At 70.0% G+C, this 24,274-nt stretch carries 18 protein-coding genes; 1 reads left to right on the forward strand and 17 read right to left on the reverse strand.

Annotated features, from left to right (window positions below):
- Positions 1-172 precede the first annotated feature (172 nt).
- The 4 genes from ACGFNP_RS08725 to gltB all read right to left on the reverse strand — a co-directional run bounded on the left by ACGFNP_RS08725 (position 173) and on the right by gltB (position 8,619).
- The gene (locus ACGFNP_RS08725) at positions 173-1,573 is read right to left on the reverse strand and encodes an MDR family MFS transporter (protein WP_358318618.1); all 1,401 of its coding nucleotides are present in this window, start codon (positions 1,571-1,573) and stop codon (positions 173-175) included.
- Positions 1,574-1,746: 173 nt separating this feature from the next.
- A complete protein-coding gene (locus tag ACGFNP_RS08730; protein WP_393316330.1) occupies positions 1,747-2,328 on the reverse strand; it encodes a TetR/AcrR family transcriptional regulator in 582 nt (193 codons plus the stop codon).
- Between the two features lie 289 nt (positions 2,329-2,617).
- A complete protein-coding gene (locus tag ACGFNP_RS08735) occupies positions 2,618-4,096 on the reverse strand; it encodes a glutamate synthase subunit beta (protein WP_393316333.1) in 1,479 nt (492 codons plus the stop codon).
- A gap of 14 nt (positions 4,097-4,110) precedes the next feature.
- Positions 4,111-8,619, reverse strand: coding sequence for a glutamate synthase large subunit (gene gltB, locus ACGFNP_RS08740; RefSeq protein ID WP_393316336.1), 4,509 nt, complete (start codon positions 8,617-8,619; stop codon positions 4,111-4,113).
- A 211-nt stretch (positions 8,620-8,830) separates the two neighbouring features.
- Here gltB and ACGFNP_RS08745 point away from each other — a divergent pair, with 211 nt between their 5' ends.
- On the forward strand, positions 8,831-10,372 hold the full coding sequence (locus tag ACGFNP_RS08745; protein WP_393316339.1) for a bis-aminopropyl spermidine synthase family protein: 1,542 nt from the start codon (positions 8,831-8,833) through the stop codon (positions 10,370-10,372).
- 199 nt (positions 10,373-10,571) lie between these two features.
- Here ACGFNP_RS08745 and ACGFNP_RS08750 read toward each other — a convergent pair whose 3' ends face one another.
- The 13 genes from ACGFNP_RS08750 to ACGFNP_RS08810 all read right to left on the reverse strand — a co-directional run bounded on the left by ACGFNP_RS08750 (position 10,572) and on the right by ACGFNP_RS08810 (position 24,224).
- Positions 10,572-11,165 carry a hypothetical protein gene (locus tag ACGFNP_RS08750; protein WP_393316342.1) on the reverse strand — a complete coding sequence of 198 codons (594 nt, stop codon included), beginning with the start codon at positions 11,163-11,165 and terminating at the stop codon, positions 10,572-10,574.
- Positions 11,165-11,983: a hypothetical protein gene (locus ACGFNP_RS08755; RefSeq protein ID WP_358318612.1), complete on the reverse strand. Its 819-nt coding sequence runs from the start codon at positions 11,981-11,983 to the stop codon at positions 11,165-11,167. Before ACGFNP_RS08755 ends, ACGFNP_RS08750 begins: the two co-directional genes overlap by 1 nt.
- The gene (locus tag ACGFNP_RS08760; protein WP_358318611.1) at positions 11,980-12,684 is read right to left on the reverse strand and encodes a VIT1/CCC1 transporter family protein; all 705 of its coding nucleotides are present in this window, start codon (positions 12,682-12,684) and stop codon (positions 11,980-11,982) included. Before ACGFNP_RS08760 ends, ACGFNP_RS08755 begins: the two co-directional genes overlap by 4 nt.
- Positions 12,681-13,877, reverse strand: coding sequence for a prolipoprotein diacylglyceryl transferase (gene lgt / locus ACGFNP_RS08765; protein ID WP_393316347.1), 1,197 nt, complete (start codon positions 13,875-13,877; stop codon positions 12,681-12,683). The genes ACGFNP_RS08760 and lgt overlap by 4 nt, the downstream gene beginning before the upstream one ends.
- A gap of 26 nt (positions 13,878-13,903) precedes the next feature.
- The gene (locus ACGFNP_RS08770; protein ID WP_393316349.1) at positions 13,904-14,677 is read right to left on the reverse strand and encodes a DsbA family protein; all 774 of its coding nucleotides are present in this window, start codon (positions 14,675-14,677) and stop codon (positions 13,904-13,906) included.
- Positions 14,677-15,216 (reverse strand): MauE/DoxX family redox-associated membrane protein, encoded by a 540-nt coding sequence (locus ACGFNP_RS08775; RefSeq protein WP_358318608.1) that lies wholly within the window; start codon positions 15,214-15,216, stop codon positions 14,677-14,679. The genes ACGFNP_RS08770 and ACGFNP_RS08775 overlap by 1 nt, the downstream gene beginning before the upstream one ends.
- 179 nt (positions 15,217-15,395) lie before the next feature.
- Positions 15,396-19,280: an endo-alpha-N-acetylgalactosaminidase family protein gene (locus ACGFNP_RS08780; RefSeq protein WP_393316352.1), complete on the reverse strand. Its 3,885-nt coding sequence runs from the start codon at positions 19,278-19,280 to the stop codon at positions 15,396-15,398.
- A 137-nt stretch (positions 19,281-19,417) separates the two neighbouring features.
- Positions 19,418-20,218, reverse strand: coding sequence for a tryptophan synthase subunit alpha (trpA, locus tag ACGFNP_RS08785; protein WP_214637618.1), 801 nt, complete (start codon positions 20,216-20,218; stop codon positions 19,418-19,420).
- 112 nt (positions 20,219-20,330) lie between these two features.
- Complete coding sequence (gene trpB, locus ACGFNP_RS08790) at positions 20,331-21,536, reverse strand: tryptophan synthase subunit beta (RefSeq protein ID WP_358319182.1); 1,206 nt, start codon at positions 21,534-21,536, stop codon at positions 20,331-20,333.
- 38 nt (positions 21,537-21,574) lie between these two features.
- A complete protein-coding gene (gene trpC, locus ACGFNP_RS08795) occupies positions 21,575-22,414 on the reverse strand; it encodes an indole-3-glycerol phosphate synthase TrpC (RefSeq protein WP_358318606.1) in 840 nt (279 codons plus the stop codon).
- A gap of 119 nt (positions 22,415-22,533) precedes the next feature.
- Entirely contained in the window at positions 22,534-22,965 is a 432-nt protein-coding gene (locus ACGFNP_RS08800) for a DUF2752 domain-containing protein (RefSeq protein WP_358318605.1), read from the reverse strand.
- Positions 22,965-23,561 carry a CD225/dispanin family protein gene (locus ACGFNP_RS08805; RefSeq protein WP_358318604.1) on the reverse strand — a complete coding sequence of 199 codons (597 nt, stop codon included), beginning with the start codon at positions 23,559-23,561 and terminating at the stop codon, positions 22,965-22,967. The genes ACGFNP_RS08800 and ACGFNP_RS08805 overlap by 1 nt, the downstream gene beginning before the upstream one ends.
- Before the next feature lie 126 nt (positions 23,562-23,687).
- A complete protein-coding gene (locus ACGFNP_RS08810) occupies positions 23,688-24,224 on the reverse strand; it encodes a DUF4190 domain-containing protein (protein ID WP_393316356.1) in 537 nt (178 codons plus the stop codon).
- Positions 24,225-24,274 lie beyond the last annotated feature (50 nt).

Below are 24,274 nucleotides of genomic sequence, written 5' to 3' on the forward strand. Positions count from 1 at the left end.
CGCGCATGACGCGAGCGAGGCTGCGACCGCCAAAGCCATGAGACCCGAGGCGAATCGCCTCATTATTCCCCCATCCACCACGTCACCCCAGAAAATGCATCTTCCCGACCTAAGTCGCCAGATGCAACTTTGTCGCAAAATTTCGTCCGTTGTTGGGCAAAATTGGTCAGCTCTATGAACTGTGCTGAGCCAGGCGAACGTTCTTCAGCGCCACGAGCAGCCCCGCGCCGAGCAGCAGGATCGGCACCAGCCAGGCGAACACCCCGGTGACCGCCCCAGAGAACGCGACCTGAGTGGCGTGCCGCGCCGCCTCCGGCAGGGCCTGGATGGCCTCGGGCGTGACCGACGCCTGCCCCGCCCCTAACCGGCCGCTGAACACGGCGCCCAGCACCGAGACTCCCACAGCCCCGCCGATGCCGCGCGCGAAGGTGACCGCCGAGGTGGCCGCTCCCCTGTCGGCCGCGGGCGTGGTCGTCTGCACGGCCAGGAGCAGGTTCTGCAGCACCATGCCGAGCCCGGCGCCGAACAGCACCATGTACGCGCTGGAGGCGAACGTGCTCGTACTGAGGTCCATGGTCGAGAACAGCGCCGCCGCGACGGCCGCGAGCAGCGTGCCCGTGACGATGAACCACTTGTACGTGCCGAACCTGGTGACGAACTGCCCGACGAAGGTCGACGAGACGATCATCCCGATCATCAGCGGGAGCAGCAGCAGCCCGGAGTTCGACGCGGTCGCGCCGGTGGCGAGCTGCAGGAACAGCGGCAGGAATGTGGCCGCGCCCAGCATGGCCGTGGCCAGCAGCGTCACCGCCGCCGCCCCGAGCGTGAACGTCCGGTCGCGGAACAGCCGCAACGGCAGCACCGGCTCCGCCGCGGTCCGCTCGACCAGCACGAACAGCACGGTCAGCAGCACCGCCCCCGCGCCGAGCCCGATGATGAGGGGCGAGGACCAGGCGTAGGAGGTGCCGGCCCAGGAGGCGAGCAGGGTCAGGCAGGTGAGAACGCCGGAGATCAGCGCGGCCCCGAGCCAGTCCACCCGGTGCGGCGACGTGCGGCGCGGCAGCCGCAGCACGGCGAAGGCCACGGCCAGCGCGACGGCGCCGAGCGGCAGGTTGATGTAGAAGATCCACCGCCACGAGACGTGCTCGGTGAGGTAGCCACCGATGATCGGCCCGGCGATCGAGGCCACGCCGAAGACGGCGCCGAAGATGCCCTGGAACCTGGCCCGTTCGCGCGGTGTGGCGATGTCGGCCGAGATCGCCATGGTCAGCACCATGAGCCCGCCCGCTCCGACGCCCTGGAAGGCCCGGAACAGGATGAGCTGCGTCATGGACTGCGCGATCCCGCACAGCGCGGAGCCGATGAGGAACAGCACGATGGCCGACAGGTAGAGGCGCCGGCGGCCGTACATGTCGCTGAGCTTGCCGTAGAGGGGCGTGACGATGCCCGCGGTCAGGGCGAACGCCGTGACCAGCCAGGACAGGTTCGCCAGGCCGTGGAGCTCGCCCACGATGGTGGGCATGGCGGTCGCCACGACCGTCTGGTCGATGGCCGCCAGGAACATGATCAGCATGAGCGAGCCCATACTGATCCAAAGGTTCCGTTGTGGTGGGGACTCCGGGACGGTTGTCGATAGCATGGATCGACTCCTTGCTTCTTTCGCGAGGGCAGGAGGAATCGGCGGCGATCGGGGGTGCCACCCCGGTCGCCGCTCTCTGTGGATTGTGTATGTGGGCTATGTGCGGGTCAGAGTCCGCGTTCGAGCAGCGTGAACGCCTCGTCGAGCAGCTCTTCGACCGGCTCGCCCGCGTCCAGCGACTCCTGGATGGCCGAGATCATCGCCCCGAACGACCCGATGACCAGCAGCCTGGCGTGCAGCCCACTGGTGACGCCCGGCCGCCGCCTGACGATGTCGAGGGTCTTCTCCATGACCTTCGACTGGTCGACGGCCCTGACCTTGGCGGACAGCTCCGGATAGCGGTTGTGCAGCTCAATGAACGGCTGCATCTCCTCCCACACCGGCCGCTTCCGGACGCCGAGCTCCTTCGAGACCGCTTTCAGTGACTGGAAGACCGGCTCGTCGTCGGGTCGGGCCTGGAGCAGCTCCACCACCTCTTCGGGCTGCCAGACGGGCTCCATGACGAGCGCCTCTTCCTTCGAGGCGAAGTAGTTGAAGAACGTGCGCGGCGAAATGTCGGCCGCCGCGCTGATGACCTCCACCGTCGCGGCCTCGGGCCCACCGTCGAGCGCGATCCGGACGGCGGCCCTCCGGATGGCCTGCCGCTTCTCACGCCGACGCCGTTCCCGCCGCTCCTGCGGACTCTCCATACCGTGCACTCTACGCAAGACTTGCACAGTCTGCAACAGCTACACAAAGTGCAATCCTTGCGGGTTGTGCAAAAGAGCAGGCATGGCCAAGAGTACGCACGTCACGGCGCCCGGCCCCGTAAACCGCAGGAGCGTGCCCTGGACGGAGCCCGGCCACGTATGGCGGGTGGGGTCCACCGGGCTGGCCGTAAAAGAGAAGCGGGTTGAAAAAGAAGCGCCCGCCCGGACGAGCCGGACGGGCGCTTTTGAAACGGACGCGTCAAGGAACGGACGCGGTAGAACGAACGGATCAGACGAGCGGCCGAGCTGTCGGAAGGATCGGGTACGGCAGCGAGGTTTCGCCGGAGAGGAAGCGGTCCACTCCGGAGGCGGCCGCGCGGCCTTCGGCGATCGCCCAGACGATCAGCGACTGCCCGCGGCCCATGTCACCGGCCACGAACACCCCCTCGACGTTGGACATGTACGACTTGTCGCGAGCCACATTGCCCCGGGCGTCGTAGAAGCCGTCCGCGCCGAGATCGGCGAGGTCTTCCAGCAGCGCGCCCTTCTCCGGGCCGAGGAAGCCCATCGAGAGCGTGACGAGCTCGGCCGGGATCTCCCGCTCGGTGCCCGGGATCGGCTTGAAGCCGTGCTGCGGCCCCTCGACCTCGACCAGCCGCAATGCGCGGATATTTCCGGACTCGTCGCCGACGAACTCGGTCGTCGAGACCGCGTACACCCGCGCGCCCCCGCCGTCCTCCAGCTCCTCGTGCGCGCTCTCCATCTTGAACAGGATGGGGAACGTCGGCCACGGCTGGTTGCCGGCCCGGAGGACCGGCGGCCGCGGCATGATCTCCAGCTGGGTGACCGACTCGGCCCCCTGCCGGATCGCGGTGCCGATGCAGTCGGCCCCGGTGTCGCCGCCGCCGATGACCACGACGTGCTTGCCCTTGGCCGAGATCGGGGACTCGTCGAGGTCGCCCTCCTGCACCTTGTTCGACAGGGGCAGGTACTCCATCGCCTGGTAGACGCCGCCCAGCTCGCGCCCGGTGATCGGCAGGTCGCGCCACTGCGTGGCCCCGCCCGCCAGCACCACCGCGTCGAACTCCGCACGAAGTTGCGACGCCGTGATGTCGACGCCGACGTTCACCCCGGTGCGGAACTCGGTGCCTTCGGCCCGCATCTGGTCCAGGCGCCGCTCGATGTGGCGCTTCTCCATCTTGAACTCGGGGATGCCGTAACGCAGCAGGCCGCCGATGCGGTCCGCGCGCTCGAACACCACCACGTCGTGACCCGCCCGGGTGAGCTGCTGAGCCGCGGCCAGCCCGGCGGGACCCGAGCCGACGACCGCGACCTTCTTCCCCGTCTTGACCAGGGCCGGTTGCGGGGTCACCCAGCCCTCGTCGAACGCGCGGTCGATGATCTCGACCTCGACCCGCTTGATCGCCACCGGGTCGGAGTTGATGCCGAGCACGCACGCCGCCTCACACGGAGCCGGGCAGAGCCGGCCGGTGAACTCCGGGAAGTTGTTCGTGGCGTGCAGCCGCTCGATCGCCTCCCGCCAGTCGGTGCGGTAGACGAGGTCGTTCCACTCGGGGATGAGGTTCCCGAGCGGACACCCGTTGTGGCAGAACGGGATGCCGCAGTCCATGCAGCGAGCCGCCTGCTTGGTCAGCTTGTCCTGGGAGAAGTCCTGGTAGACCTCCCGCCAGTCGCCGATGCGGACGTCGATGGGGCGGCGCGCGGGCAGCTCCCGGTCGTGCGTGAGAAAACCCTTGGGGTCAGCCATCGGTTACGCCTCCCTTAACCCTGAACCGCGGCGGCCATGACCGCCTCGTCGATGTCCCGGCCTTCGATGCGGGCGGCCTCGGCCGCCGCCATGGCCCGCTTGTAGTCGGTCGGCATGATCTTGCCGAACCGGGCGAGCGCCGTCTGCCAGTCGGCGAGCAGCTCCTTGGCGATCGGCGAGCCCGTCTCGGCGAAGTGCTTCTCGACCGTCTCGCGCAGGAACTCGCCGTCCTCTTCGGTGAGCTCCTCGATGGCGACCATCTCGCGGTTGACCCGCACCAGGTTGAGGTCGAGCAGGTAGGCGACACCGCCGGACATGCCCGCCGCGAAGTTGCGTCCCGTCGGGCCGAGGACGACCGCCTTGCCGCCGGTCATGTACTCGCAGCCGTGGTCGCCGACGCCTTCGACGACCGCGGTGGCGCCGGAGTTGCGGACGCAGAAGCGCTCGCCGACGACGCCGCGGATGAACGCCTCACCGGACGTGGCGCCGTAGAGGGCGACATTTCCGGAGATGATGTGACCGTCGAGCGGGGCCTCCTCGTGCGGCCGCAGCGTGATGCGCCCGCCGGAGAGGCCCTTGCCCAGGTAGTCGTTGGCGTCACCGGTCAGCCGCAGCGTGATGCCACGCGGCAGGAACGCCCCGAAGGAGTTGCCCGCCGAGCCGGTGAAGCCGATGTCGATCGTGTTCTCGGGCAGGCCCGCGCCGGCGTACCGCTTGGTGACCTGGTAGCCGAGCATGGTGCCGACGGTCCGGTTCACGTTGCGGATCGGCAGTTCCAGCGTGACCGGGGTGCCGTTGTTCAGGGCGCCTTCGGCGAGCTGGATCAGCGTGTTGTCGAGCGCGTGCTGCAGCCCGTGGTCCTGCTCCACCGTGCGGCGCAGCGGGGTGCCCGCCGGCAGCTCGGGCTGGTGCAGGATCGGCGACAGGTCGAGGCCGCTGGCCTTCCAGTGGTCCTCGGCGGCCGTCATGTCGAGCAGCTCGACATGCCCGATCGCCTCGTCGAGCGAGCGGAAGCCCAGCTCGGCGAGGTACTCGCGGATCTCCTCGGCGATGAACTCGAAGAAGTTCACCACGAACTCGGGCTTGCCGGTGAAGCGCTTGCGCAGCTCGGGGTTCTGCGTGGCGACGCCCACCGGGCAGGTGTCGAGGTGGCAGACCCGCATCATCACGCAGCCGGACACGACCAGCGGAGCGGTGGCGAAGCCGTACTCCTCGGCGCCGAGCAGCGCCGCGATGACCACGTCGCGTCCGGTCTTGAGCTGGCCGTCCACCTGCACCACGATGCGGTCGCGCAGCCCGTTGAGCAGCAGCGTCTGCTGCGTCTCCGCCAGGCCGAGCTCCCACGGCGCGCCCGCGTGCTTCAGCGACGTGAGCGGCGAGGCTCCGGTGCCGCCGTCGTGCCCGGAGATGAGCACCACGTCGGCGTGCGCCTTGGACACGCCTGCCGCGACCGTGCCGACCCCGACCTCGGCCACGAGCTTGACGTGCACGCGCGACTCGGGGTTGGAGTTCTTCAGGTCGTGGATGAGCTGGGCCAGGTCCTCGATCGAGTAGATGTCATGGTGCGGCGGCGGCGAGATGAGGCCGACACCGGGCGTGGAGTGCCGGGTCTTGGCGATCCACGGGTAGACCTTGTGACCGGGCAGCTGGCCGCCCTCACCGGGCTTGGCGCCCTGGGCCATCTTGATCTGCAGGTCCGCGGCGTTGACCAGGTATTCGCTCGTCACGCCGAACCGGCCCGACGCCACCTGCTTGATGGCGCTGCGCCGCGTCGCGTCGTGCAGGCGCTCCGGGTCCTCGCCGCCCTCGCCGGTGTTGGACTTGCCACCCAGCCGGTTCATCGCGATGGCGAGCGTCTCGTGCGCCTCCATCGAGATCGAGCCGTACGACATGGCGCCGGTGGAGAACCGCTTGACGATCTCGGAGACCGGCTCGACCTCGTCGATCGGGACCGGGGTCCGCCCTTCCTTCAGCTTGAACAGCCCGCGCAGCGTCATCAGCCGCTCGGCCTGCGAGTCCACCAGGCCCGTGTACTCCTTGAAGATCTCGTAGCGGCGCGTGCGGGTGGCATGCTGCAGCTTGAAGACCGTCTCGGGGTTGAACAGGTGCGGCTCGCCCTCGCGCCGCCACTGGTACTCGCCGCCGATCTGGAGCCCGCGGTGCGCGTTCGCCACCCTGGGATAGGCGTGGGAGTGCCGCCGGGCGGCCTCTTCGGCCAGCACGTCGAAGCCGACGCCGCCGAGCCGCGAGGTGGTGCCGGTGAAGCAGGCGTCGACGACCTCCTGGCTCAGGCCGAGCGCCTCGAAGATCTGCGCACCGGTGTAGGAGGCCACGGTGGAGACGCCCATCTTGGACATCACCTTGATGACGCCCTTGCCGTAGGCCTTGATGAGGTTCCGTACGGCCTTGTGCTTGTCGACCTTGAGCGCCCCGGTGTCGACCAGGTCCTCGACGGTCTCGATGGCCAGGTACGGGTTGACCGCGCCCGCGCCGTAGCCGATGAGCAGCGCCATGTGGTGGCACTCGCGCGCCTCGCCGGTCTCGACGACGAGACCGATCTTGGTGCGGGTCTTCTCCTGGATCAGGTGGTGGTGGACCGCTCCCGTCAGCAGGAGCGACGGGATCGGCGCCAGCGTGTCGGACGAGCCGCGGTCCGACAGCACGATGATGCGGGCGCCGTTGGCGATCGCCTCCGACGCCTCGGCGCGGATCTCCTCCAGGCGCTGCAGCAGCGCCGCGCCGCCGCCCGCCACCTCGTACAGGCCGGAGATCACGTGCGGGTGGAAGCCGGGCAGGTCGTGCTCGTCGTTGATGTGGATGATCTTCGCGAGCTCGTCGTTGTCGATCACCGGGTACGGCAGGACGAGCTGACGGCACGAGGTGGGCCCGGGGTCGAGCAGGTTGCCCTCCGGCCCGAGCACGCTGGCCAGCGAGGTCACCAGTTCCTCGCGGATGGCGTCCAGCGGCGGGTTCGTGACCTGCGCGAACAGCTGCGTGAAATAGTCGAACAGCAGCCTGGGCTTCTCGCTGAGCACCGCGACGGGCGTGTCGGTGCCCATGGAGCCGATCGGCTCGGCACCGACCCTGGCCATCGGCGCCAGGATGATGCGCAGCTCCTCCTCGGTGTAGCCGAAGGTCTGCTGCCGCTTGACGAGCGCCTCGTGCGTGGGGATCTCCCGCTGCCGCGCCGGCAGCTCCTCGAAGCGGACCAGGCCGGCGTGCAGCCAGTCCTCGTACGGCAGGGCGGCCGCGAGCTCGGCCTTGATCTCGTCGTCCTCGATGATCTTGCCGCGGGCGGTGTCGATGAGGAACATCCGGCCCGGCTGCAGGCGGCCCTTGCGCACCACGTCCTCGGGCTTGAAGTCGAGCACGCCCGCCTCGGAGGCCAGCACGACCAGACCGTCGGCGGTCACCCAGAAGCGGCCCGGGCGCAGGCCGTTGCGGTCGAGCACCGCTCCGGCCAGCGTGCCGTCGGTGAAGGTGATCGACGCGGGGCCGTCCCACGCCTCCATCATCGAGGAGTGGAACTCGTAGAAGGCCCGCCGCGCGGGATCCATCTCGGTGTGGTTCTCCCACGCCTCGGGGATCATCATCAGCACGGCGTGGGGCAGGCTCCGGCCGCCGATGTGCAGCAGCTCCAGGGCCTCGTCGAAGGATGCCGTGTCGCTGCCGTCTGGGTCGCAGATCGGGAAAAGTCGCGACATGTCGCCCGGGATCTGGGCGGATTCGAGCATCGCCTCGCGGGCCCGCATCCAGTTGCGGTTGCCCTTGACCGTGTTGATCTCGCCGTTGTGGGCGATGTAACGGTACGGGTGGGCCAGCGGCCAGCTGGGGAAGGTGTTGGTGGAGAAGCGCGAGTGCACCAGCGCGATCGCGGTCTCGTAGCGCTCGTCCGACAGGTCGGGGAAGAACGGCTCGACCTGGTCGGGGGTGAGCATGCCCTTGTAGACGATCGTACGGGCGCTCAGCGAGGGGAAGTAGACGTCCACCTCGTGCTCGGCCCGCTTGCGCAGGCAGTACGCCAGCCGGTCCAGCTCCAGCCCCGACTCACCGTTGGGGCTCGCCACGAACAGCTGCGTGAAGTGCGGCATGACGGCCCTGGCGCTCGGCCCGGGCAGCGCACGGTCGACCGGCACCTCGCGCCAGCCCAGGACGTTCAGGCCTTCCTCGGCGGCGATCTCCTCGATCATGCGGAAGGCGATGTCGCGCGCCTCGCCGTCGAACGGCAGGAAGGCCATGCCGACCGCGTAGTGGCCGGCCGCGGGCAGCGCGAAGCCAACGTTCGTGCGAAAGAAGGTGTCCGGGATCTGAGTCAAGATCCCGGCTCCGTCGCCTGTGTCAGGCTCGCTACCCTTGGCCCCCCGGTGATCTAGATTGCACAGCGCCGTCAGCGCCTTCACCACGATCCCGTGCCCGCGTCGGCCGGCGACGTCGGCCACCATGGCGACACCGCAGGCATCATGCTCGTTGGCGGGGTGGTAGAGGCCCTGGGGCTCGGGGAACCCGAGGTGGGCAGCAGGCATTGAATCCCTCCCGTCGTCATCGTCTGTCAAGAACTGCTCTACAGGCGGGGACGACGTTGGCCCTGCTGCGTGTGCGTAGAGGTTACAACACCCTGCCGGAATAGTTCCCGCCTGGTCCGCATTGCGAACATTGGCGACAATCCCGACATCCGGACTGCTATGTCCCAAACACCGGACCAGGGGCCCGGAATTCCCTCGATAGGGTTGGGCCATGGACCGTGACGGGGTGGAACGCCTGCTCGACGAGGCCGGAGTCGACGGCAGGCGGCTGCGGCACGCGCTGACCCTCCTCTGCGACGGGCAGTGGTGGACCCTGTCCGACCTGGTCAGGGAGACGGCCACGTCCCGGCGGACGATCGAGGCGCTGCTGCGCGAGGTCTCGCCGGAACGCTCCGTCGACAGGTTCCGGGTGCCGCTCGCGCACACTCCCGACTTCCAGGACCTGCTGGCCATGGCCCCGCCGCCGGAGGATCCGGTGGCCCACCTGCTCCCCCACTACGCGCCGGTGCTGGAGAGGCTGCGCCGCCTCATCGACGAGGCGCCACGCGCCCGCCACGCGCTGGACCACGTGGCCGCCACCCCGGAGACCGTGCTGCGCAGGGCGTTGCTGCTCGGCGCCCGCTTCTGGCTGCGGGGCGCGAAGCTGCTGTGCGTGGGCGACCACGACCTCACCTCGCTGGCCGTCAAGCTGGTCCACCCCGAGACCGACGTCACGGTGGTCGACGTGGACGAGCGCATCCTGGCCTACCTCGACGCCCAGGAGCTGGGCGTACAGACTCGGTGGGCCGACCTGCGGCTGTCGTTGCCGCCGTCGGCCCGCGGCCACGACCTGGCCATCACCGACCCGCCGTACACGCCGGAGGGGGTCGGGCTGTTCGTGGCGCGCGCGGTCGAGGGGCTGAAGGACGACGGGCGGGTCCTGCTGGCGTACGGGGCGAGCGAGCGCACCCCGATGCTCGCCCTGAAGGTGCAGGACTCCCTCTCCGCGCTCAACCTCGCGTATGAAGCTATTTACCCAGATTTCAACCGTTATTTTGGGGCGGAAGCCATCGGCTCCGCCGCCGACCTCTACATCCTGCGTCCCACCACCAAGACCCGCCCCGCCGTCACCGCCCGCCTCGACCGCCTGACCACCGCCATCTACACCCAGGGCCCCCAGTCGATCGAGTCCACCGGCTCCCCGGCGGCCGACGACGGGCCTGGCGCGGCGTTCGAGGCCGACCTGCTGGTGGGCGACTGGCCGAAGGAGTTGCCGCAGCCGCGGGTGAAGCTGTCCACCTGGCTGGCCAAGCCCTACGCCGCCGCGGTGGAACGGGTCGCGATCGCACTGCCCGCCGGCCTCGAGGCGGCGCTCCCCCGCGTCCTGCTGGCCACGCGCGCGGCCAGGGTGCGGGTCCTGCTGTCCGCCCCGCCTTCCCTCCCGGACGCCCTGAGGCCCGTCTACGAGCTGACGTCCGACGGCGGCGTCCTGGACGCGGTACGCCTCCCGCAGTCGATCGGTGACGAGGCCGCGGTGCTACGGCGGATCCTCGACAACGGGCACGGCAAGCTGGCCAACACCTGGCGCGAAGGGCTCATCGCGGTGGCCCGTTCCCAGGGCAGCACACTCACCAAGAACGACGCCCGCTCCCTGATCCGGCAGGCGGCGCCGTGGGCCGAGGGCGTCACCCCGCTGGAGACCCCCCTGCACCGCCTCGCCGACCTCCCCACCACGGTCTCCGCCACGGTCACGGCCCTGTCCAAAACCGCCTGACCCCAGCCCGCACGCACCTCGGTCACGCGGACGACGGACCCTCACACGCCAGACCCCTGAACGTCAGGCCCGCGCGCGTCGGACCCCTGGACGCGCCAGACCCCTGGACGTCAGACCTCCTGGACGTCAGACCTTCGCGCCAGACCTCTGGACGCCAAGACCCCGACGTGCAGACCTGCGCGCGTCAGACCTGGGAGCGTCAGGTCGCCGCGACCACGCGTTTCTGGATGATGTGGCCGAGCCCGTCGAGGGCCAGGAGCTGCGACATCAGATCCCCCGCCTCCCCCGGCCGCACCGGCCCCGCCCAGGCGACCGTGACGTAGTGGCCGAGCGCCCGCGCCTGCGCGCGGCTGTGCTCGGCGTCGAACGGAACCGCCTGCCGTACGAAGCCGTCCTTGGCGAGCGCCTTCACCAGCGCGTTCGCCGCCCGCCCGTCGGTGAGGTTGAAGATGACGAACTGTCCCGCCCCCGAACCGCCCGCGTACGTCGCCCGCAGCGCCTGCGTGCAACCCGCCGCCGAAGCGCCCCAGAGCGCGTCGTCGCAGTCCGCGAGCTGCTCCGCCGACTCGCGGCGCAAGGGGCCGAGTGTCTCCGTGGCGGGCGTGAACACCTCCCCCACGGTCAGCGGAGCCGCGTCGCGCTGCCGGGAGTCGATGAGCGAGTAGAGCGCCGAGGTCGGCTCACCGCGGAAGGTGGCCGGCCGAGGCTGGGGCCGCAGGAACAGCAGCCAGCTCCCTACGGCGAGCACCGCCAGCACGGCGGCGCCCAGCGGGATCGCGACGCGGGCCCGCATCACGACGCCGGCCCGGTGATCGAGACGACCCGGCGGTAGACGGCCTTCTCGGCCCCCCTGAGCGTCAGTGACAACGAGACGAGGTCGTCCTTCGTCGTCGGGTCGGCGCCGTCGGCCCGGCCGATCCAGACCAGCCCGACGTAGTGGCCCAGGGCGTAGCCGCCGCCCTCGGTGTAGCCGCCCGGCGGGAAGGCGGTCTTGCCGGTGCCGAGCGGGCGTGACCAGCCACCCCGGTAGAGGGTCTTGAGCGAGTCGACCAACTCACTGGCGGCCTTGCCGTCGCGCAGGTTGAGCAGGGTGTACTGGCCGATGTAGCGGCCGTCGGCGCTGGCGTAGACACCGCGGGCCGCCTGGGTGCACTCGCCGTCGGTGACCAGTTCGAGGAGTTGCTCGCCCCAGACGGCGGCCGAGCAGTCGGCGTCGAGCTTGCTGCCGGCGAGCTTGAGCGTGAGCTTCTTCTCCCCGGTGAGCGTCTTCTGCCCGAACACCTCCTTCTCGGTGAGCGGCGCGCGGTCCTTGGCCCGGTCGGCGATCGGCTGGAACAGCTTGGGCGAGGCCCAGCTGTGGTAGACCTCCGGCAATGTCGAGTCGCCCACCACGATGGCGGAGCCTTCCCGCTGCTCAGGTGTGTATTCGCCCAGCGAAGATATGACGACGACCAGCGCGAACGCCACGGCCAGCAGACCCACCACCGACGAGATGATCACGATGAGCTTCTGCTGCCTGGGCTGGAGTCCCAAATGGCTGAGCAGGGGGAATTCCCAGTCGGAGGGTGGGGGGCGCCGGCGCTTGCGGGTCGCCGTTCTGGGGGCCGTCACAGACCACTACCCCCGATCAGGTTGCCGAGCCCGAACGTGAGCCCGGCCGCAACCACGCCGACGATGAGCTGCCGCAGCCCGGAGTAGAGCCAGGAACGCGCGGTCACCCTGGAGACCAGCGCGCCCGCCCCGAACAGCGCCAGGCACGAGAGGATCGCCGACACCCACAGGCTCGTCACACCGAGCAGGTACGGCACCAGCGGCAGGAACGCGCCCACACCGAAGGACAGGAACGACGAGCCCGCCGCCACCTTGGGCGAGGGCAGGTCGTGCGGGTCAACGCCGAGCTCGCTCTGGGCGTGGACCTCCAGGGCCTGGGCGGGGTTCTCGGAGATCTGCCGGGCCACCTCGGCGGCCAGCTCCGGCGTCACGCCCCGGTTGACGAAGACCTGGGCGAGCTCTTCCTGCTCGGCCTCGGGGTGGCGTTCGAGCTCGCCGCGCTCGACGGCGATCTCGGCCAGGGCCAGCTCGCGCTGGCTGGCCACCGAGACGTACTCGCCGCCGGCCATCGAGAAGGCGCCGGCCGCCAGCCCCGCGATGCCCGCGAGGGCGATGACCTTGGTGTTGGCGGTGCCGCCCGCGACACCGGCGATGAGCGCGAAGTTGGACACCAGTCCGTCCATCGCCCCGAACACCGACGGCCGCAGCCAGCCGCCGGTGACGTCACGGTGCCGGTGGTGCTGCTCCGCGCCCTCGCTCATCGCGAGTTCTTCTCCTGTTGAACGGCTTCGGGGGTCTCCTTCTGCGCCGCGACCGCTCCGTCATCGCCTGCGGACTCCTCGTCCGCCGCCGGGGACTCCGCGCGTACGTCCGCAGGCTCCGAAACGTCCGCAGAGGCCTCCTGCACGGACGCGGACTCCGACGGCGCGACCTCAGGGTCCGGAGAATCGGCCTTGACGACCTCAGGGTCCGGAGAATCCGTCGTGACGGCCTCAGGGGTGTCGTCCGTATCTCCAACCACCGAAGCGGCGGCGGCGCCGTCAGCCGAGTCGGCCTGGTCGGCCTGGTCGGCCCCGTGGGCCGGATCAGGGCCGTCCGGATCGCCTGCGGCCGCGCGATCGACGGCCGGGAGGATGAACTCCTCGCTGTCCTTGTTCCGGGTCGCCCAGAAGTAGATCAGCGCCCCGATGAACACCACGATCGAGGTCCACTGGTTCAGCCGCAGGCTCAGGAACGTCACCGCGTGGTCGACCCCGCCGACGGGGTCGATCCGCAGGCCCTCGATCCAGAACCGCCCGAGCGTGTAGCCGGCCACATAGAGGGCGAACAACCGCCCATGGTGCAGCGCGAACCGCTTGCCCGCCCAGAGCAGGGCGAAGCCCAGCAGAAGATCCCAGATCGACTCGTACAGGAACGTCGGGTGGTAGAGCACCCCCGGCTCGCCCCCGTGCATCTGGTCGATCTCCAGCCCCCACGGCAGCGTGGTCGGCCCGCCGTACAGCTCCTGGTTGAACCAGTTGCCCCAGCGCCCGATCGCCTGCGCGAAGGCGATGCCGGGCGCCACCGTGTCGGCCACCGCGCTGAGGGACAGGCCCCGCTTGCGGCAGGCGAGCCAGACGCCGACACCGCCGAGCGCGATCGCGCCCCAGATGCCCAGCCCGCCTTCCCAGATGAACAGGGCCTTGTAGGCCGGCTTGATCGCGCGGGCGCCGAAGTAGGTCTGCCAGTCGGTGATGACGTGGTAAAGGCGTCCGCCGATGAGCCCGAAGATCACCGCCGGCACCGAGATGTCGATGATCGTGCCCTTCTGGCCACCACGGGCGCGCCAGCGGCGCTCGCTCAGCCAGACGGCGAAGATGACACCGAGCACGATGCACAGGGCGTAGGCCCGGATCGGCACGAATCCGAGATACCAGACCCCTTGGGAAGGGCTGGGAATCGAGGCAAGGGGCATGTCAGGTGAGGGTAGCGGAAGCGGGACTACTTGGCCGCCTTCGTGACCGCATCGCGAAGATCCTTTGGTGTGAAGACGACGTTGTTGTCCATGGCCGTGCCGTTCAACTTGACGGTCGGCGTGCCCTGCAGCTTCTGCTCCTTGTTGACCTTGGCGCTGTAGTCGAGCTGGGCCTGGGCGTTCTTCTGGCCGGTGATGCAGGTGTCGATGCCCGCCGCCGTCGCCCCGGCCGACTTGGCCCAGGTCACCATCTGGTCGGTCTTGAAGCCCTCGACCGTCTCGCTGGGCTGGTTCTTGTAGAGCAGGTCGTGGAAGGCGAGCCACTGCTTGCCGTCGGTCAGGCAGCGGGCCGCGGCGCCGGCGCGCACGGAGTTGCCCTTCGTCGGCTCGGTGCTGAAGATGGTGATGGGGTGGTAGACGACCTTGGCCAGGCCCTCAGCCGCGAGGTTCCTGAACGTGCTGCCGCTCACCTCCTCCATCTGCTTGCAGGCCGGACACTGGAAGTCCTCGTAGATGTCGATCACCGGCTTGGCGACCCCGCTCTTGGCCATGACGACCGAGCCGTCGGACTGCACGGTGGTCGGCGCCGTGTCTCCGGCCAGCTCGGCCTGCGACTTGCTGGCGGCGTACCAGGCGCCGAGACCGACCGCCGCCACCGCGACCACGCCCACGGTCATGTAGGTGACGACGCGTTTGCGCTGCTCCCGCGCGCGCTCGGCGGCCTGCTGCGCTCTGATCTTCTCCCGCGCGGACTTCGCGCGCTCCCCCTTGCTCATCACGCGCTCCCCCTTGCTCATCATCAGCCCATCTCCTCCTGGCCGAGAACGTCCTGTCCGTGAACGCCTCGCCCATGAACGTCCTGTCCGTCAACGTCTTGTCCATCAACGCGCTCGCCGCCCGCCAGCCCGAGAGCCGAGTCGAGCGCGAAGTGCCCCGGCGCGAAGCGCACGGTCCAGGCGCCGAGCACCACAAGACCGAAGTCGCGCAGGATGTCGAGCAGGTAGGCCGGCTGCTGTCCCGCCCCCAGCTGGCCGCCGCCGCCGAAGCAGCCGCAGTCGATCCGCAGGCCGTGCGCCCACGCCCAGGCGATGCCGAAGACGAAGGCGAACATGAGCAGCGCGCCGACCACCCCGGCCACCCTGGTCATCAGGCCCACGACCAGCAGCACCCCGACCACGATCTCCAGGATCGGCAGGCCGTAGCCCACGGTCGTGGCGAGCGAGTCGGGCAGCAGTTGGTAAGCCTTGACCGCCACGACGGAGTCGGACGGATTGCCGATCTTCAGCCATCCGGCCGCGATCAGCACCCCGCCCAGGACCAGCCGGGCGACGGTCGTCACCCAGGGTACCGCTGAGCGGACGTTACGTGACGGTTGCGACGCGACCACGACTAGGGCTCCTCTTTCTCTGCGCTGGAAAGCGCACAGTACCGGGAACTCATCTGACCACGCCCGGGATAAGACTCGGTTAAGACAGTTTTCGCGTACTCCAGGCGTACGCGATGCTCACTAAACCGACGTTACTCGCAGGTCAGCCTGGCGGCTCCCCAGTCCGCATGGTCATTGCCGTTGCCGTCACCGGCGTCGCCCGCCACGAGGTCCACGTAGCGGGCGCCGGTGAGGTCGGCGGTCAGTTCGTAGGCCGGGTCGGCGGCGCGCAGCACTGGGCTGTGTGCCTTGATCACCCCGTCGGCGACCACGCTGTACTCCACGGAGCCCCTGGTGGCCTGGACGTCGTCCACGCCGACGGAGGCTGTGAAGGCCGTACACCGGCCTCCGAGGTAGTAACGGACGTCGGCGGGCGCGTGCGTGCCCAGCCCCTTGGCGAACGTCTGGCCGCCGATCACGATCGGCGTGCCGTCGGCCGCGCCGAGGTCGCCGTTGGAGCGATCGCGTTCGACCGGCCCCCAGCCGTTGGCGGCGCTGACCCACTCCAGGTCGCTCGCCCAGGCGTCCGCGGTGGGCGGCGGCGGCAGCGTACGCACCGTCGCCACCGCGTCGAGCGACTTGGCGGCTCCCGCCGCGGTGTAGACGGCACGGGCCTTCAGCTCGTAGGTGGCGTAGGGCGCGTCCGCGGGCGGCGTCACCTTCCAGGTGGTCACCAGCTTGCCGCCGGGCTCCACGGTGCCGGTCCCGTTCCCGGTGACGTCCCATCCCTCGGGTACGCCCAGCGTCACCTTGACGTCCTGGGCCGTCACGTCCTCCAGGTTGACGAACGTCGTGGTGACCTCGGAGGCCGCCCCCTGCTCGAAGGCGGGTGAGGCGGGCACCACGTCCAGCGACCCGCACGCCTGGGCCTCGGGATCGGCACCGAGGTCCTTGACGGCGAAGTCGTCGAGGACGAAGTCGGCCCCGGCCTGCTCGGGCAGCAGTGAGCGGAGCCCGACCCAGGCCTCGCCGCAGCCCGCGACCACCCGCTCGGCGAACCTGCCGGTGGTCCGCCGCTCGGGCACCGGTGTCCGCCGGGTCTCGACACTGGCGCCGCCCTTGTCGTAGCCGGTCACCCAGGCGTAGGCGCCGGCCAGGGCGCTCTGGTAGCCGAACGACACCTCGTAGGCGTGTCCAGGCTCGAACCGGACGGTCTGCGGCACGGTCCGGTAGACCAGCCCCTGGCGCTCCTCGTGCGCCTTGAGCGACCAGTCGCCGCTGATCACGTCGTCGACGCTCTTGCCGTTCCAGCCCGCCCGCGTGTACGGATCATGCCGCTCCGACAGGTGCGTACGGGCGTCGAACGCGCCCCCGGCGTCACCCTTGACGAACGGGCCCCACCCCGGCTCGGCCGACTCGAACGTCTCGGTCTCACCCGCCGGGTCGCTCTTGAGGAGCCGTACGTCGTCCACCCGGACCTTCGCCTCACCTGCGGCGGCCGTGATCCGCAGCGTGACGGAGTCGCGCGGGGCGATGAAAGCGACCTTGACGCGCTGGAAGTAGGTGTCGTGCTTCTCGTCCGAGGCGATGTAGTTCTTCGCCGTCGAGCGCTGGATCGTCACCTTCTGACCGCCGGCCTCCAGGGTGGTCTGCCTGGCTCGCCCGGGTTCGACCTCGACGAAGGCCGAGGCGGTGTAGGCGTGTCCAGGCTGGAGGCCGGTCAGCCGCTGCTCCAGCCGGGCCTGCGGGCCGCCGCCGAGCAGGGCCACGCGCTGGCCGAGCTCGTTCTTCTGGATGCTCACCGGGCCGGTGACCTGCCAGTCGCGCAGGCCGTCGCCGTTGAAGCCGGGATCGCGGACGCCGCTCCCCTCGCCCCACCGGGGCGCGGCCTGGGCGGGCGCCCTGCCGGGGTAGAGCACGTACGGCACGCCCGCCTCGGCCCGCAGGGTGATCTTGCCGTCGGCCGGGGTGGCGACGCCCACCCGGACCCGGCCCTGGTCGGTGAGCTTGTAAACGGTCAGCGGCCGGGTGGCGTCCCAGGTGGTGGTGCCGCCGGCCAGGTTGTAGTGGTAGTACTTGCCCTCCCACGGCAGCAGGTACGTGCCGCCGTCGAGCACCTTGTGACCGCCCGCGAACAACTGGCGCCTGCCGTCTGCCAACCTGCCGCTCACACCGCCGGTGAAGACGATCTCGTCGGCGTTCCAGTCGGTGATCTGGTAGTGCTGCAGGAACTTGGCCGGCAGGTTGTACTCCCAGATGTTGCGGTAGAAGGCGGTGAAGTCGTTCTCCGCGGTCCAGCCCTCGAACTCCACGATCCGGGCGTTCCCGAGAATGGGATGGGCGTTCCAGACGTCCTTCTCACCGTTGCGGATGAACCGGATGATCTGCGAGTTCAGTCCCTTGTTGGTGGCTCCGCCGTAGTTGAGGTCGTTGGCCCAGTGTGACCAGAGCGACGAGCGCTCCAGCTTGTCGGCCCATTCGGTGGCCACCTGCCAGCCTTGCCCGCGCAGCTCGGTGAGCAGGCGGTCGGCGACCCAGCCGTGCGGGCGGTACACGTCCACGTACAGGACGGTCAGGTTCCTGTCGGCCTCGGCGCGCAGCTGCCGGAACCGCTTGGCGAGGGTGCCCCTGGTCAGGTCGCCACGCTGGTCGATCAGGTACGACTGGTCGAGCCAGTTCCAGCCCTTGGTGTCCTTGTTGACGAGCTGCTCGCTGAAGCTCTTGGCCTCGGGGTAGGACTCGGTGGCGTTGACGTGCACCCCGAAGGTGGCGTTCCAGTCTTTCCCGGTTTTGAGCAGGGTGTTGAGGTCGGCCAGGCCGCCGGCGCGCTTGTTGTAGTTGCCGCCGTAGTCGGGGTGGGCCGAGTCGTGGCCCTCCGACTGGTAGCCCTTGAGCAGGGCGAGCTGGCCCAGGCCGTCGGTGGCCAGCGAGATCCGCTTGACGTCGTCGAGCGTGCGCAGGAACGGGTGGGTGGCCTGGCTGGAGAAGTTGAACGGGATGTGCGCGATCACCCGGTCCTTGGTCTGGTCCGCGCCGGGCGCCTTGACGCCGATGCTCCTGAACGCGACCGCCCCGTCCTGCCAGTCGAGGGCGCCGTCGCCGTTGGCGTCGGGGGTGACCACGACCTTGGCCCACGGCAGGTCTTCGGTGTAGGGCGCGCCGGTGCCCCGGTAGGTCCACTGGCCGCTCCACACGCCCACCCTGACCCGGCCGCCGTCCTCCTGCCTGGCCTGATGCCAGAAACGGGCCGCGTCCTTGTCGGTGACGCCTGAGGGGCGGTCGTAGGTGGAGTTCGACTCGACGGCGGCGGCCAGGGAGCCGGTGTTGACGATGGCGTACGAGGCGCCGATCGGGGCGGCGTCGGGCGCGGTCCGCGGGGTGACGGCGGCGAAGACGTCGGCCGTACGGGTGGAGTTGGGGTCGAGCCTGGTGAACGCGGTCGCGGCGCCCGGCTGGTCGCTCGACACCGACACCAGGTCGTGGCCCGGCAGGTCGATCGTGTTGACCCGGAACGCCTCGGTGTCGGTGACCGCGTCGATCGCGAAGGTCGTCACCCGGCCCTTGACGCGGATGCTGGCGTCCAGCGTGACCCCCGCCTCGACGGTCAGCCGGTAGCGGGCCGAGGCGCCGTCGGTGCCGCGCAGGGCGACCGTGGCCTGGTACGGCGTGCCGTTCAGCACCACGGCGGGCACCGCGGTGCTGCCGTCGAGCACGGCGCCGCTCGCCTTGTCGGTGTAACGCAGGATCCTCGGGAAGGCCGGGTCGAGCTCGACGGCCAGTTGCCCGGAGGAGATCGTGAGCGGCTCGGCCACGGTGGTGGGCTCGGGAGCCAGGTTCTGCTGCGTGGGGGGCGGGGGCGTGGGGCCGGTGGGCGACTGATCCGGCGAGGGCAGCTCGTAGGTGGGCGTGGGCTCGGGCGCCGGGGTGGGGCTGCCCTGTACAGGGGTGGCCTGCGCGGGGGCGGCCTGCGCCGGGGCTGTCAGGGTGATCGCCGATAAGGCGAGGGCGGCCGCGAAACCAACAGGACGTCGACGCATATATGTCCCTTCAAAGGTATGCGTCGCACTGGGTGTGGCCCCGATACCCACACCCGCCGCCGCGACACGCGCCATGGACCGACGCCAGAAATACTGACACTTGTCCGGTTACGAGTCGCGGGAATTGACAGAAACAGTTAGGCGCGGGAACGGACGCCTTCGGCCATCTCGCGAGCCAGCACGGCGATCGACTCGCGGCCCGCGGCCTCGTCGGGAGCGTCGAGCATCCGGCGGATGAACGCCGATCCCACGATGACGCCGTCGGCGTAGCCGGCCACCTCGGCCGCCTGCTTGCCGGTGCCGACGCCCAGGCCCACGCACACCGGCAGCGCGGTGTGCGCGCGGGTGCGCTTGACCAGGTCCTCGGCCGCCACGTTGACGGTCTCCCTGGCGCCCGTGACGCCCATCAGCGAGGCCGCGTAGACGAACCCGGTGCAGCAGTCGACGACGGCCTTGATGCGCGCCTCGGTGGAGCTGGGCGCCACCAGGAACACGGTGTCGATGCCCGCCGCGGCCGAGGCCGCCCGCCACGGCTCCGACTCCTCCGGCGTCAGGTCGGGCGTGATCGTGCCGACGCCGCCCGCGTTGGCCAGGTCACGCGCGAACCGCTCGGCACCGTAGCGGTCGATCGGGTTCCAGTAGGTCATGACCAGCGTGGCCGCGCCGGTGGCGGCGACCCCCTCGACCGTCCGCATGACGTCGGCGATCCGGGTGCCGTTGAGCAGCGACCGGTGCACGGCGTCCTGGATGGTCGGCCCGTCCATGAGCGGGTCGGAGTAGGGCAGGCCGATCTCGATCACGTCGCAGCCGGCCTCGACCAGGGCGGCGGCCGCGGCGACGGCGCCCTCCTTGGACGGGAAGCCCGCGGGCAGGTAGCCGACGAGCGCGGCCCGGTTCGCCGCCTTCGCCGTGGCGAAAACCGTCTGAAGAGTAGTCATGATCGTCCGTTCTCAGTGGTCGAGGGCCGCATCGCCGCCGTCCTTGCCATGGTGCCATCGGCCGCTGTGCTCGGGCATCTCCCGGAGCCGGTGCGGCGCGAACCCCGGGCCGTCAGAGGTTGAAGTACTTCATCGCCGTGCCCATGTCCTTGTCGCCGCGCCCCGAGAGGTTGACCAGGATGGTCGCCTCGGGCCCCAGCTCACGGCCGAGCTCCAGCGCGCCCGCCAGGGCGTGGGACGACTCGATGGCCGGAATGATGCCCTCTGTCCTGGCCAGCAGCGAGAACGCCGCCATCGCCTGGTCGTCGGTGACCCCGTGGTAGGCCGCCCGCCCGCTGTCCTTGAGCCAGGCGTGCTCGGGCCCGACGCCCGGGTAGTCGAGGCCGGCCGAGATCGAGTGCGACTCGATCGTCTGACCCTCCTCGTCCTGCAGGACGTAGGTGCGCGAGCCGTGCAGCACGCCGACCGAGCCGGCGGTGAGCGTGAGCGCGTGCTCGCCGCTCGCCAGGCCGTGGCCGGCCGCCTCGTAGCCGTGCAACTGGACGCCCTCGTCGCCGATGAAGGCGTGGAAGATGCCGATCGCGTTGCTGCCGCCACCGACGCAGGCGCAGACCGCGTCGGGCAGCTTGCCGGTCAGCTCCAGCATCTGACGGCGGGCCTCGACGCCGATGATGCGCGCGAAGTCGCGCACGATCTCGGGGAACGGGTGCGGGCCCGCGACGGTGCCGAACAGGTAGTGGGTGGTGTCGACGTTGGTGACCCAGTCGCGGAACGCCTCGTTGATGGCGTCCTTGAGCGTCTGGGAGCCGTTGCTCACCGGCACCACCGTGGCGCCGAGCAGCTTCATCCTGGCCACGTTGAGCGCCTGGCGCTCGCAGTCGACCTCGCCCATGTAGATGACGCACTCCAGGCCGAGCAGGGCCGCCGCCGTGGCCGTGGCCACGCCGTGCTGGCCCGCGCCGGTCTCGGCGATCACTCGCTTCTTGCCGAGCCGCTTGGTCAGCAGCGCCTGGCCGAGCACGTTGTTGATCTTGTGGGCGCCGGTGTGCGTGAGGTCCTCGCGCTTGAGGATGATCCGCGCGCCGCCGGCCTGCTCGGCGAAGCGCGGCACCTCGGTCAGCGTGGTCGGCCGGCCCGCGTACGTACGCAGCAGGTGATCGAACTCGCGCAGGAACGAGGCGTCGTTCTTGGCCTTCTCGTAGACCGCGGCGACCTCGTCGAGGGCCGGGATGAGCGCCTCGGGAACGTAGCGCCCGCCGAAGATGCCGAACTTGCCGTGCACGTCGGGGTCGTTGCCGTAGGCGCCGTTACCCGCCAGGTCGGCGGCGGTGAGGATGGTGCCGTCGTTTGCCACTGCTATCCCTCTGCTCCGTGGTCGGGGCGCGTCGCGGGGTGAGCGCCGGCGGTCACCAGCGCCTCCACGGCCTTGCGTGGATCCTTGCCGGTGACCAGGCTCTCGCCCACCAGGACGGCGTCGGCGCCGACCCGCGCGTAGGCGAGCAGGTCATGCGGACCTCGAACGCCCGACTCCGCGATCTTGATCACATTATCGGGGACCTTGGGCGCCAGCTTGGCGAACACGTCGCGGTCGACCTCAAGTGTCTTCAAATTGCGGGCGTTGATCCCGATGATCCGGGCACCCGCCGCGACCGCCCGCTCCAGCTCCTCCTCGGTGTGCACCTCGACCAGCGGGGTGAGCCCGATGGACTCGGCCCGCTCGATCAGCGACACCAGGGCCTCCTGCTCCAGGCAGACCACCATCAGCAGCGCCAGGTCGGCGCCGTGGGCCCTGGCCTCCCAGAGCTGGTAGGAGGTGAGGATGAAGTCCTTGCGCAGGATCGGGATGTCGACGCGGGCACGGACCGCGGCCAGGTCCTCGAGGCTGCCGCCGAACTTGCGCCGCTCGGTCAGCACGCTGATGACGTGGGCGCCGCCCGCCTCGTAGTCGGCGGCCAGCGCGGCCGGGTCGGCGATCGCGGCCAGCGCGCCCTTGGACGGGCTGGAGCGCTTGACCTCGGCGATCACCGAGATCCGGTCGCCGCCGAGCGCGGCGATCGCGTCTTTGGGCGCGGCAGCCCGGTCGGCCCGCCGCTTGAGCTCGTCAAGCGACACGGCCTGCTGGCGGGTGGCGAGGTCGGCGCGCACCCCGTCGAGGATGTCGTCGAGGACGCTCGGCCCTTCGGTCCGCTCACTCACGCGCTTGGGGTCCCTCCGGTCGGCAGTTGGGGGCGGCAGAGAGTTCGCATCGCGTCCGCTCCCGGCCTGTCCTGCGATGGTATCGGCCCCGCACCGGTCACCTCACCACAGACCCCCGACTACGGCGCGAGGAACGCCCCGAATGGCAGGTTTCGGACCACCCAGTACACCAGCACTATGCCGAGAAACGCCCAAAGCCAAGCGGGATGCGCGAGTGTCGTCCGTCGCGGCCTTCCCTGCCAGGCGCGGACCAGCCAGCGCCCCCACCAGAACAGCAGGAAGGGGATCATCACCATGGCGAGCGGGTTGAGGCCCAGCGCGGTCACCGGGTCGAGGTGGGCCAGCGCGTGGATGGTGCGCAACGTACCGCAGCCCGGGCAGTACAGGCCGGTGGCCCACAGGAACGGGCAGGTCGGATAGTGGCCCGGCTGGTTGGGGTCGATCGTGCCGACGACCGCGAACACCGCCCCCGCCGCGGCGGCGACGCCGAGCGGCGCGAGCACGGACCTGAGCCGGTCGGTGCCGCGCCGCTCGATGTTCGCGGTGCCCATCAGTATCCGGAGGACGGCGCGTTCGCGGCGACGATCACGAACAGCAGGATGTAGCCGATGACGATGAGGATGTTGATGATCGCGCCGAAGATCAGCGCGCGCTTCCACCATGTCTTGGCCTCTTCCGAGGACTGGACGGCGCCCTGGTAGTCGCCGGCCTGCCACTTCGAGTTCACCTGTGACGACTTGACAATCGACACGATACCGAAGGGGAGGCAGCAGAACAGCGTCGTGAGGATGGCCGCGACCAGGTGGTTGTCCGGCGGGGTCTGCGGCGCGCCGTAGCCGCCGGGCTGGCCGTAGCCGCCACCGGGGGGCGGGCCGTAGCCGGGAGGCTGCTGGCCGTAGCCGCCGCCGCTCGGGGGCTGCTGACCATAGCCGCCACCGCCACTGGGCGGCTGCTGACCGTAACCGCCACCGCCACTCGGGGGCTGCTGACCGTAACCACCACCACCGCTGGGCGGCTGCTGGCCATAGCCACCGCCGGCGGGCGGCTGCTGACCGTAACCGCCACCGCCACTCGGCGGCTGCTGACCGTAACCGCCGCCGGGCGGCTGGGCGCCGTAACCGCCGTCGCCCTGGTTTCCGTAGCTCATGCTAATTGCTCCTCATGTGGTCATTCTGTGGCGAGTTGCGCGCGGCAGCCTAGCGACAAACCGCTAACGACGTGGAATAACGTCCACGTTGCGGACAATTTGTGACCGGACTGAAAGTCCTGCCGGTCAGTAGTTCCCGGCCGTGGCGGCGGTCGAGAGCCCCACCAAAGCGAGCCACATGCCGCCGAAGAAGATCCAAAGGATCACCCAGAGCACGATCGTGATGTACGAGGTGATCAGGCCGCCCATGGCCATGCCCTGGCCTTCCTCACCGGTGCGCTTGATGCGGCTGAGCGCCATGTGGCCGACGACGGCGCCGGGGATGCTGGTCAGGCCGCAGAACAGCAGGCCGACGATGCCCAGCACGAGCGAGGTGATGGCCAGCCCGCTGGTGGACCTCGGCGGAGCCCCGTACGCGCCGTAGCCGGGTTGCCCGTAGGCGCCCGGCGGCTGCTGACCATAGCCGTAGCCGGACTGCTGGCCGTACCCGTATTCACCGGATGGCTGCTGGCCGTAACCACCCTGCCAGCCATAGGAGCCGCTGGGCGGCTGCTGGCCATAACCGCTCGGGGGTTGCTGGCCGTATCCGGGAGGCTGGCCGTAGCCCCCGCCGGGCGGCGACGCGCCGTAACCCCCGCTGTTGCCCTCGTCCCCGTAGCTCATGCCCGTGGCTCCTCGTCCCCTCTTGACCCGTTGCAGAGGAAGCTTATTGA

Source organism: Nonomuraea sp. NPDC049269, assembly GCF_043197155.1.
Lineage (GTDB): Bacteria > Actinomycetota > Actinomycetes > Streptosporangiales > Streptosporangiaceae > Nonomuraea.

What these genes read in the sequence shown, in the direction of transcription:
- ACGFNP_RS08725 (WP_358318618.1), bottom strand. Translation starts at nt 1,573, where the DNA reads ATGCTGATCATGTTCCTGGCGGCCATCGACCAGACGGTCGTGGCGACC.
- ACGFNP_RS08730 (WP_393316330.1), bottom strand. Translation starts at nt 2,328, where the DNA reads ATGGAGAGTCCGCAGGAGCGGCGGGAACGGCGTCGGCGTGAGAAGCGG.
- ACGFNP_RS08735 (WP_393316333.1), bottom strand. Translation starts at nt 4,096, where the DNA reads ATGGCTGACCCCAAGGGTTTTCTCACGCACGACCGGGAGCTGCCCGCG.
- gltB (WP_393316336.1), bottom strand. Translation starts at nt 8,619, where the DNA reads ATGCCTGCTGCCCACCTCGGGTTCCCCGAGCCCCAGGGCCTCTACCAC.
- ACGFNP_RS08745 (WP_393316339.1), top strand. Translation starts at nt 8,831, where the DNA reads ATGGACCGTGACGGGGTGGAACGCCTGCTCGACGAGGCCGGAGTCGAC.
- ACGFNP_RS08750 (WP_393316342.1), bottom strand. Translation starts at nt 11,165, where the DNA reads ATGCGGGCCCGCGTCGCGATCCCGCTGGGCGCCGCCGTGCTGGCGGTG.
- ACGFNP_RS08760 (WP_358318611.1), bottom strand. Translation starts at nt 12,684, where the DNA reads ATGAGCGAGGGCGCGGAGCAGCACCACCGGCACCGTGACGTCACCGGC.
- lgt (WP_393316347.1), bottom strand. Translation starts at nt 13,877, where the DNA reads ATGCCCCTTGCCTCGATTCCCAGCCCTTCCCAAGGGGTCTGGTATCTC.
- ACGFNP_RS08770 (WP_393316349.1), bottom strand. Translation starts at nt 14,677, where the DNA reads ATGATGAGCAAGGGGGAGCGCGTGATGAGCAAGGGGGAGCGCGCGAAG.
- ACGFNP_RS08780 (WP_393316352.1), bottom strand. Translation starts at nt 19,280, where the DNA reads ATGCGTCGACGTCCTGTTGGTTTCGCGGCCGCCCTCGCCTTATCGGCG.
- trpA (WP_214637618.1), bottom strand. Translation starts at nt 20,218, where the DNA reads ATGACTACTCTTCAGACGGTTTTCGCCACGGCGAAGGCGGCGAACCGG.
- ACGFNP_RS08800 (WP_358318605.1), bottom strand. Translation starts at nt 22,965, where the DNA reads ATGGGCACCGCGAACATCGAGCGGCGCGGCACCGACCGGCTCAGGTCC.
- ACGFNP_RS08805 (WP_358318604.1), bottom strand. Translation starts at nt 23,561, where the DNA reads ATGAGCTACGGAAACCAGGGCGACGGCGGTTACGGCGCCCAGCCGCCC.
- ACGFNP_RS08810 (WP_393316356.1), bottom strand. Translation starts at nt 24,224, where the DNA reads ATGAGCTACGGGGACGAGGGCAACAGCGGGGGTTACGGCGCGTCGCCG.